Genomic DNA, 8,050 nt, shown 5'->3' on the forward strand with positions numbered 1-8,050 from the left:
GGGTATTATTGTGGCTAAAAAATCATTAATTGTTAAGAGTCAGCGTCCAGCTAAGTACTCGACACAAGCTTATACACGTTGCGAACGTTGTGGTCGTCCACATTCAGTTTATCGCAAATTCCACTTATGCCGACTTTGCTTACGGGAACTTGCCCACAAGGGTCAAATTCCTGGCATGAGAAAATCTAGCTGGTAAGATTTCATTACAAAGGAGGATAAACGTTAATGTCAATGACTGACCCAATTGCAGACTTCTTAACTCGGATCCGTAATGCCAACATGGTATATCACGAATCATTGGAAGTGCCTGCATCAAAAATGAAGCGCGACATTGCTGAAATTTTGAAGCGTGAAGGTTTTGTACGCGACGTCGAATACATCGATGATAACAAGCAAGGCATCATCCGTGTATTTCTTAAATACGGTCGCGACAAACAACGCGTTATTTCAGGTTTAAAGCGTATTTCAAAGCCAGGTTTACGTACTTACGTTAAATCTGATGCTGTTCCTAAGGTCCTTAACGGTTTAGGAATTGCAATCATTTCAACATCTGATGGTGTTATTACTGATAAAGAAGCACGCGCAAAGAAAATCGGTGGCGAAGTACTCGCCTACGTTTGGTAATATTTAAAAAAGCAGGGAGGTGTCTACTCAATGAGTCGTATTGGTTATAAGACTGTTACTATTCCAGATGGTGTTGACGTTAAACGCGATGGTGATGATGTTACTGTAAAGGGACCTAAGGGGACTATTACTCGGACATTCTCACCAATCATCACCATGAAAGTTGCTGATGGCGAAGTTAACTTCGACCGTCCAGACAACAACAACAAGACCCGTGCCTTACACGGAACTACTCGTGCCAACTTCAACAACATGGTTGAAGGGGTTACTAAGGGTTTCGCTAAGACTTTGAAGCTTGTCGGTGTTGGTTATCGTGCCCAATTAAAGGGTAAGCTGATCTTAAGTGTTGGTTATTCCAACCCTGTTGAAATCGAAGTTCCTTCAACTTTAAAGGTTGAAGTTCCCGACAACAACACGATTAACATTAGCGGTATTAGCAAGCAAGAAGTCGGTGACTTTGCTGCTGAGATTCGTGCCGTTCGCTCACCAGAACCTTATAAAGGTAAAGGTATTCGTTACGAAAACGAACACATTACGCTTAAAGAAGGTAAAACTGGTAAATAATGCTGCATAAGCATTCCACAAATAATTTAAAGAGGTGACTATTTTGATTTCGAAACCAGATAAGAACAAGACACGTCAAAAGCGTCATATGCGTGTCCGGAACAAGATTTCTGGTACTGCAGAGCGCCCACGCTTAAATGTTTTCCGTTCAAACAAGAACATCTACGCTCAAGTAATTGATGACGTAGCGGGTGTGACGCTGGTCAGTGCCTCGACTTTAGATAGTGAAGTAGCTGCAGGTAACAAGACTGAACAAGCAAAAGCAGTTGGTAAGCTTGTTGCAGAACGTGCTGTTGCTAAAAAAGTTTCCCAAGTTGTTTTCGATCGTGGCGGTTACTTATACCACGGACGTGTTGAAGCATTAGCTGAAGCAGCTCGTGAAAACGGCTTACAATTCTAAAAAAGGAGGAATAACCACTAATGGCAAAGTTTATTGATCCTGAAAAGTTGGATCTTGAAGACAACGTTGTATCGATCAACCGAATCACTAAGGTTGTAAAAGGTGGACGTCGTCTGCGTTTCGCTGCTCTTGTTGTCGTCGGTGATCATAACGGTCACGTTGGCTTTGGTACTGGTAAAGCTCAAGAAGTCCCAGAAGCTATTCGTAAGGCTGTTGAAGCTGCCCGCAAGAACTTAATCTTAGTTCCAATCGTTGGCACTACCATTCCGCATGAAGTTATCGGAGAATATGATGGTGGCCGGATTATGTTAAAGCCTGCCGCTGAAGGTTCTGGGGTTACTGCTGGTGGCGCTGTCCGTGCCGTCATGGAATTGGCCGGTGTTGCTGACGTTACAAGTAAGCGACTTGGCTCTGATACACCAATCAACGCTATCCGTGCAACGTTTGAAGGTTTGAAACAACTCAAGCGTGCTGAAGAAGTTGCTGATTTACGTGGTGTTTCAGTTCAACACTTAGCTGAATAGGAGGATCTCAACATGGCTGATTTAAAAGTTACTTTGATTCACAGTGTCGCACACCGTCTTCCTAAACAACGTAAGATCGTTGAAGCTCTTGGCTTAAAGAAGGTAAATAGCTCTGTTGTTCGTCCGGACAACGCAGCTACTCGTGGTGCATTATTCCAAATTGCCCACTTGATCAAAGTAGAAGAAGTAAAGTAAATTAATTAATAAGGAGGTGCCTTCATTCATGAAGTTGAACGAATTACAACCGTCTGAAGGATCACGTTTTACGCGTGCGCGTAAGGGACGTGGCCGTTCTGCTGGTAACGGTAAGACATCAGGTCGTGGCCAAAAGGGTCAAAAGGCTCGTGGCAATACTCGTCTTGGTTTCGAAGGTGGTCAAATGCCACTGTATCGTCGTATCCCAAAGCGTGGCTTTACTAACATGAACCGTAAGGAATATGCTTTAGTAAACCTTGCAACGCTTAACGACCGTTTCGAAGATGGCGCAGAAGTAACACCTGCAGCATTAGTTGAAGCTGGCGTCGTTAAAAACGCAAAAGACGGTATCAAAGTATTAGGTAACGGAGAAATCTCAAAGAAGCTGACGGTTAAAGCACACAAGTTCTCTGCAAGTGCTAGTGCCGCAATCGAAGCTGCAGGCGGTAAAACTGAGGTGATTTAATGCTTTCAACCATGAAAAACGCGTTTAAGGTTAAAGACATTCGGAATAAGATTCTCTTTACACTGATGGTTTTGGTTGTCTTTCGTCTTGGCTCCTACATTACCGTACCAGGAGTTAACGCAAAGGCATTACAAAGCGTTGCGTCTTCAGGATTGGTTAGCATTTTAAACATGTTCAGTGGCGGTGGTTTAACCAACTATTCGATTTTTGCGATGGGGGTTTCACCGTACATTACCGCACAAATTGTGATCCAACTTCTACAAATGGACATCGTGCCTCGTTATGTAGAATGGAGTAAGCAGGGTGAAGTTGGTCGACGTAAGTTGAACCAACACACGCGTTATTTAACGATTATCCTAGCGTTTGTGCAATCAATTGGGATTACTGCTGGATTTAACACCTTAAGTAGTTTGAATTTGGTGCAGAACCCTGGAGTTAAAACGTATGCGATGATTGGTTTGATCTTGACCGGTGGAACGATGTTAACCACTTGGATGGGTGATATGATTACTGATCATGGTCTGGGTAATGGTGTTTCAATGATTATCTTTGCGGGTATCATTTCTAGAATGCCTACCGGTGTCTATCAGTTATATCAGACCTATCTTGAGCCGTTATCTGCCTCTGATTGGTGGAAGGGCGCTTTGATTGTTTTGGTTGTTGTGATTGCAGTGCTGATCATCGTTACTTTTGTAACTTGGGTTCAGCAAGCTGATCGTAAAATTCCAATTCAATATACCCGTCGTGTTTCTGGCGATCCAGATAGCAGTTACCTTCCTTTGAAGGTCAATGTTGCTGGTGTTATTCCGGTTATTTTCGCAAGTTCGTTTATTGCAACGCCACAGACCGTATTGATGGCGTTTGCGAACAATCATTCCGAAGATACCTGGTATCAAGTATTGACCAATGTTTTTAATATGCAGACGACGAGCGGAGCAATCTTATATACGATTTTGATTATTCTGTTCACGTTCTTCTATGCATTCGTTCAGGTTAATCCTGAAAAATTATCCGAGAACTTACAGAAACAAGGGAGTTATATTCCTGGTGTCTGGCCCGGTCATGAAACTCAAGTTTACGTGTCAAACTTATTGATGCGTTTGAGTACTGTTGGGGCACTGTTCTTGGGGTTGGTTTCTTTGATTCCACTAGTTGCTCAAAACGTTTGGAATCTGAATGAATCGATTGGACTTGGCGGTACTAGTCTACTTATCGTAGTCGGTGTTGCGATTCAAACGATTCAACAGGTCGAAGGGCTTATGATGAAACGAACTTACGTTGGTTTTATCCAAGATCCCCGTCCAGCTGAATGAGACGAGTAATGGTGTGATGACCTGGTTCAGCACACCATCTTGTCATTAAAGAGAACTGCTAGGAGGAAACAAATATGTCAATGAATTTAATTTTAATGGGTTTACCTGGCGCAGGTAAGGGAACTCAAGCCCAAAAGATTGTCGAAGACTTCGATATTCAGCATATTTCAACCGGTGACATTTTCCGTGAAGCCATGAAAAATGAAACTGAGATGGGACTTGCTGCTAAGAAGTTTATTGATAAGGGCGAATTGGTTCCAGACGAAGTCACTAACGGAATCGTTAAAGAACGTTTAGCTCAAGACGATGTCGCTAAAGGCTACATGTTAGATGGTTATCCGAGAACAATTGATCAAGCTGAAGCACTTGATCAGTTTGGAGCTGAACTTGGACGTAATGTGGATGCAGTTATCAACATTCACGTTGAGCCTAATGTTTTGATTGAACGACTATCTGGCCGTTACATTTGCCGGACATGCGGTGCAACTTATCACAAGGTTTATAACCCAACAAAGGTTGCGGGTACTTGTGATGTTTGCGGCGGTCATGACTTCTATCAACGAGAAGATGATAAGCCTGCAACTGTGAAGAATCGTTTGGACGTGAACATGAAGATGAACACGCCATTGGTAGATTTCTACCAAAAGAAGAACGTGCTTCACACAGTTGATGGTGATCGTGACATCCAGGATGTCTATAAAGACATCAAAGCGATTCTTAGTCAACTTGCCTAAATGCCCTCAGTATAGAAGTTCTTGCTTCAAAAGTTATGGTGTGGTAAACTAACTCAGGTTAGCCTCATTTTAAATTGGGGCAGTCCGGGCACTATTAATCATAGTCATAAAACACTCAAGGGGGTACATTCGTGGCAAAAGACGTCATCGAAGTTGAAGGTAAAGTTACTGAAACACTGCCAAACGCAATGTTTCGGGTTAAACTTGAAAATGATCATGAAATTTTAGCACACGTTTCTGGTAAAATTCGGATGCATTACATCCGGATTCTTCCTGGGGACCGTGTTACTGTTGAAATGTCACCGTATGATTTGACCAAGGGCCGGATCACTTATCGGTTTAAGTAAAATGGCTTTTGGGTTTGCATTAGGACAATAGGAGGTTTTGATTCTCATGAAAGTACGTCCATCTGTTAAAAAAATGTGCGATCATTGTAAGATTATCAAGCGTAAGGGTCGAGTAATGGTTATTTGCTCAGCTAACCCTAAGCACAAACAACGTCAAGGTAAATAATTCATAATAATATAGGAGGTGCAACTTAATGGCTCGTATTGCTGGAGTTGACTTGCCACGTGACAAGCGAATCGTCATTGGCTTAACTTACATTTTCGGAATTGGGAACACCACTGCTGAAAAGATCATCAAGGAGACCGGTGTATCACCAGACGTCCGCGTCCGTGACCTGGCCCCTGAAGACGAAGATAAAATTCGTGCAGCTGTTGACAGCTACGAAGTTGAAGGTGACTTACGTCGTGAAGTTAGCTTAAACATCAAGCGTCTGCAAGAAATCGGTTCATATCGTGGCATGCGTCACCGTCGTGGTTTGCCCGTTCGTGGCCAACACACGAAGAACAACGCCCGTACTCGTAAAGGTAAAAAGACTTCGATGGCAGGTAGAAAGAAATAATTATCTAAAAGGAGGTTTAGACATTTTATGGCAACTAGAAAAACTTCGCGCAAACGCCGCGTAAGGAAAAATATTGAGTCTGGTGTTGCTCACATCCATTCAACATTTAACAACACTCTGGTTATGATTACTGACATGCAAGGTAATGCAATTGCTTGGTCATCTGCTGGTTCATTAGGGTTTAAGGGTAGCCGTAAGTCAACACCATTTGCTGCACAAATGGCTGCTGAAGCTGCTGCTAAAAACTCAATGGAACATGGTATGAAGACCGTTGAAGTTGCTGTTAAGGGCCCAGGTTCAGGTCGTGAAGCCGCTATCCGTGCTTTACAATCAACTGGTCTTGAAGTAACTGCCATTCGGGACGTAACTCCAGTTCCTCATAATGGTTCTCGTCCTCCGAAGCGCCGTCGAGTATAGTGTATCCCGTTTTAGTGGGCATACGACTACATGATGGGACTTATTTATATGGCTCAACGCGTTTTGAAAGGGGTAAAAGATAAGAATGATCGAATTCGAAAAGCCTAACATTCACAAAATTGAAGAAAGCGACGATTACGGCAAATTTGTCGTTGAACCTCTCGAACGTGGTTATGGAACTACGCTAGGGAATTATTTGAGACGAATTCTGCTTTCATCGCTGCCTGGTGCTGCTGTCACAAGTATTCAGATTGATGGCGTTCTCCACGAATTTTCTACTATTGAAGGTGTCGTGGAAGATGTCACTCAAATTATTCTGAACGTTAAAAAGATTTCGCTTAAGCTTGAAGGTCCCGACGATGAAATCGAATCAATGGAAATTGACGTTAAGGGACCTGCTCAAGTTACAGCTGGTGACATTGCTGCTGACAGTGATGTCACAGTTCTCAATCCTGATCTTTATATTGCGACTGTCGCTGAAGGGGCAACCTTCCATATGCGAATGACTGCAAATAAAGGTCGCGGCTACGTTTCAGCTGACCGAAACAAGGCTAAGGAAGATATGCCAATTGGCGTTTTGCCTATTGACTCTATTTATACCCCAATCGAACGTGTTAACTATCAGGTTGAAAACACGCGGGTTGGTCAGAGAACTGACTATGATAAATTAACGATGGATGTTTGGACTGATAGTTCAATCACACCTAGTGAATCAATCAGTTTAGCTGCCAAGATTTTGACTGAACATTTAGCTATGTTTGTTGATTTAACTGATGAAGCTAAGAATGCTGAGATCATGGTTGAAAAAGAAGAGACCCACAAGGAAAAGATGCTTGAAATGACGATTGAGGAGCTTGACTTATCAGTTCGTTCATACAACTGTCTTAAACGTGCGGGGATCAACACTGTTCAAGAGCTGACCAACAAGACTGAAGCCGACATGATGAAGGTCCGCAACTTAGGCCGGAAGTCACTAGAAGAAGTCAAGGCAAAGCTCAACGACCTCGGGTTATCACTTCGTAAAGAAGATTAGTATAAATATAAAAAGGAGGGTATCCAGTAATGAGTTACCGTAAATTGCAACGAACAAGTTCACAACGTCGCGCGTTACTTCGGGATCTTACCACTGAATTATTAATTCATGGCCAAATCAAGACCACCGAAGCCCGTGCAAAAGAAGTACGTTCTACTACTGACAAGATGATCAGCTTAGGTAAGCATGGTGACTTGCACGCTCGTCGTCAAGCCGCAAAATTCCTTCGTGATGTAGTTGCCGATGTTAAAGAAGATGGCGATAATGTCCAAATCTCAACCGCATTGCAAAAGCTATTTAACGAAGTTGCACCTAAGTATGCTGACCGTAATGGTGGTTATACACGTATTTTGAAGACCATGCCTCGTCGTGGTGACGGCGCACAAATGGTCATCTTACAACTTGTTGACTAATTAAGTTTTAAAGCAGTAATCGTGATCAGCTCTATTGCTGATTGCAATAGAATCACACTGAATTTATGGTATAAAGCGCTATGATGATGATGAATTCGAGTCTAGCTTGAATGCGGTTTGTCCGTGCGCCATTTATTCGGAGTGATTTTTTTGTGTCCTCATTTACTGTCACGTAAAATGGCTGAGCACAGCTTTATTAAATTTCTTAGGGTAACAAAAATGACGACTGATTTCCACATTTTGGGAATCAGTCGTTATTTAGTTATTTGACCAATATTTGAATGCTGACCTAGCTTCAAACAATATCTGTAAGCACACTATAACCGGACGTATTGAAACACAAAACGGACTTCCTCATATTTGAGTTAGTCCGTTTTTGTATTTCATTCAGTTACTAATTGCTGATCAGGTTCATAATTCCACGGTAAACAAGCCTCCAATTGCGCTTCTTTTGGGAAAG

Annotated in this window: 15 protein-coding genes; all 15 read left to right on the plus strand. The window is 42.5% G+C overall.

Going from position 1 to position 8,050, the window contains the following annotated elements; all coding sequences use genetic code 11:
- Positions 1 to 10 precede the first annotated feature (10 nt).
- The 15 genes from FFM73_RS08515 to rplQ all read left to right on the plus strand — a co-directional run bounded on the left by FFM73_RS08515 (position 11) and on the right by rplQ (position 7,590).
- Positions 11 to 196, plus strand: coding sequence for a type Z 30S ribosomal protein S14 (locus FFM73_RS08515; protein WP_089088826.1), 186 nt, complete (start codon positions 11 to 13; stop codon positions 194 to 196).
- 29 nt (positions 197 to 225) lie between these two features.
- A complete protein-coding gene (rpsH, locus tag FFM73_RS08520) occupies positions 226 to 624 on the plus strand; it encodes a 30S ribosomal protein S8 (RefSeq protein WP_089136099.1) in 399 nt (132 codons plus the stop codon).
- A 30-nt stretch (positions 625 to 654) separates the two neighbouring features.
- Positions 655 to 1,188 (plus strand): 50S ribosomal protein L6, encoded by a 534-nt coding sequence (rplF, locus tag FFM73_RS08525; RefSeq protein WP_137631338.1) that lies wholly within the window; start codon positions 655 to 657, stop codon positions 1,186 to 1,188.
- 34 nt (positions 1,189 to 1,222) lie between these two features.
- Entirely contained in the window at positions 1,223 to 1,588 is a 366-nt protein-coding gene (rplR, locus tag FFM73_RS08530) for a 50S ribosomal protein L18 (RefSeq protein WP_054653955.1), read from the plus strand.
- A 20-nt stretch (positions 1,589 to 1,608) separates the two neighbouring features.
- The gene (rpsE, locus tag FFM73_RS08535; protein ID WP_137631339.1) at positions 1,609 to 2,112 is read left to right on the plus strand and encodes a 30S ribosomal protein S5; all 504 of its coding nucleotides are present in this window, start codon (positions 1,609 to 1,611) and stop codon (positions 2,110 to 2,112) included.
- 12 nt (positions 2,113 to 2,124) lie between these two features.
- Entirely contained in the window at positions 2,125 to 2,307 is a 183-nt protein-coding gene (rpmD, locus tag FFM73_RS08540; protein WP_054653959.1) for a 50S ribosomal protein L30, read from the plus strand.
- Between the two features lie 28 nt (positions 2,308 to 2,335).
- Positions 2,336 to 2,773, plus strand: a complete 438-nt coding sequence (gene rplO / locus FFM73_RS08545) for a 50S ribosomal protein L15 (RefSeq protein WP_137631340.1) — start codon at positions 2,336 to 2,338, stop codon at positions 2,771 to 2,773.
- The gene (gene secY / locus FFM73_RS08550; protein ID WP_137631341.1) at positions 2,773 to 4,086 is read left to right on the plus strand and encodes a preprotein translocase subunit SecY; all 1,314 of its coding nucleotides are present in this window, start codon (positions 2,773 to 2,775) and stop codon (positions 4,084 to 4,086) included. The genes rplO and secY overlap by 1 nt, the downstream gene beginning before the upstream one ends.
- Positions 4,087 to 4,160: 74 nt before the next feature.
- Positions 4,161 to 4,820, plus strand: a complete 660-nt coding sequence (locus FFM73_RS08555; RefSeq protein WP_137631342.1) for an adenylate kinase — start codon at positions 4,161 to 4,163, stop codon at positions 4,818 to 4,820.
- A gap of 131 nt (positions 4,821 to 4,951) precedes the next feature.
- A complete protein-coding gene (infA, locus tag FFM73_RS08560) occupies positions 4,952 to 5,167 on the plus strand; it encodes a translation initiation factor IF-1 (RefSeq protein ID WP_054653964.1) in 216 nt (71 codons plus the stop codon).
- A gap of 46 nt (positions 5,168 to 5,213) precedes the next feature.
- Complete coding sequence (gene rpmJ, locus FFM73_RS08565; protein WP_089088817.1) at positions 5,214 to 5,333, plus strand: 50S ribosomal protein L36; 120 nt, start codon at positions 5,214 to 5,216, stop codon at positions 5,331 to 5,333.
- A 28-nt stretch (positions 5,334 to 5,361) separates the two neighbouring features.
- Positions 5,362 to 5,727, plus strand: a complete 366-nt coding sequence (gene rpsM / locus FFM73_RS08570) for a 30S ribosomal protein S13 (RefSeq protein ID WP_137631343.1) — start codon at positions 5,362 to 5,364, stop codon at positions 5,725 to 5,727.
- Between the two features lie 27 nt (positions 5,728 to 5,754).
- On the plus strand, positions 5,755 to 6,144 hold the full coding sequence (gene rpsK / locus FFM73_RS08575; RefSeq protein ID WP_137631344.1) for a 30S ribosomal protein S11: 390 nt from the start codon (positions 5,755 to 5,757) through the stop codon (positions 6,142 to 6,144).
- Between the two features lie 85 nt (positions 6,145 to 6,229).
- Positions 6,230 to 7,177, plus strand: coding sequence for a DNA-directed RNA polymerase subunit alpha (locus FFM73_RS08580; RefSeq protein WP_137631345.1), 948 nt, complete (start codon positions 6,230 to 6,232; stop codon positions 7,175 to 7,177).
- Positions 7,178 to 7,206: 29 nt separating this feature from the next.
- Positions 7,207 to 7,590, plus strand: a complete 384-nt coding sequence (gene rplQ, locus FFM73_RS08585) for a 50S ribosomal protein L17 (protein ID WP_137631346.1) — start codon at positions 7,207 to 7,209, stop codon at positions 7,588 to 7,590.
- Positions 7,591 to 8,050 lie beyond the last annotated feature (460 nt).

The organism is Secundilactobacillus hailunensis, assembly GCF_005405185.1.
Taxonomy (GTDB): Bacteria; Bacillota; Bacilli; order Lactobacillales; family Lactobacillaceae; genus Secundilactobacillus; species Secundilactobacillus hailunensis.

What these genes read in the sequence shown, in the direction of transcription:
- rpsH (WP_089136099.1), top strand. Translation starts at nt 226, where the DNA reads ATGTCAATGACTGACCCAATTGCAGACTTCTTAACTCGGATCCGTAAT.
- rplF (WP_137631338.1), top strand. Translation starts at nt 655, where the DNA reads ATGAGTCGTATTGGTTATAAGACTGTTACTATTCCAGATGGTGTTGAC.
- rpsE (WP_137631339.1), top strand. Translation starts at nt 1,609, where the DNA reads ATGGCAAAGTTTATTGATCCTGAAAAGTTGGATCTTGAAGACAACGTT.
- rpmD (WP_054653959.1), top strand. Translation starts at nt 2,125, where the DNA reads ATGGCTGATTTAAAAGTTACTTTGATTCACAGTGTCGCACACCGTCTT.
- rplO (WP_137631340.1), top strand. Translation starts at nt 2,336, where the DNA reads ATGAAGTTGAACGAATTACAACCGTCTGAAGGATCACGTTTTACGCGT.
- secY (WP_137631341.1), top strand. Translation starts at nt 2,773, where the DNA reads ATGCTTTCAACCATGAAAAACGCGTTTAAGGTTAAAGACATTCGGAAT.
- FFM73_RS08555 (WP_137631342.1), top strand. Translation starts at nt 4,161, where the DNA reads ATGTCAATGAATTTAATTTTAATGGGTTTACCTGGCGCAGGTAAGGGA.
- rpmJ (WP_089088817.1), top strand. Translation starts at nt 5,214, where the DNA reads ATGAAAGTACGTCCATCTGTTAAAAAAATGTGCGATCATTGTAAGATT.
- rpsM (WP_137631343.1), top strand. Translation starts at nt 5,362, where the DNA reads ATGGCTCGTATTGCTGGAGTTGACTTGCCACGTGACAAGCGAATCGTC.
- rpsK (WP_137631344.1), top strand. Translation starts at nt 5,755, where the DNA reads ATGGCAACTAGAAAAACTTCGCGCAAACGCCGCGTAAGGAAAAATATT.
- FFM73_RS08580 (WP_137631345.1), top strand. Translation starts at nt 6,230, where the DNA reads ATGATCGAATTCGAAAAGCCTAACATTCACAAAATTGAAGAAAGCGAC.
- rplQ (WP_137631346.1), top strand. Translation starts at nt 7,207, where the DNA reads ATGAGTTACCGTAAATTGCAACGAACAAGTTCACAACGTCGCGCGTTA.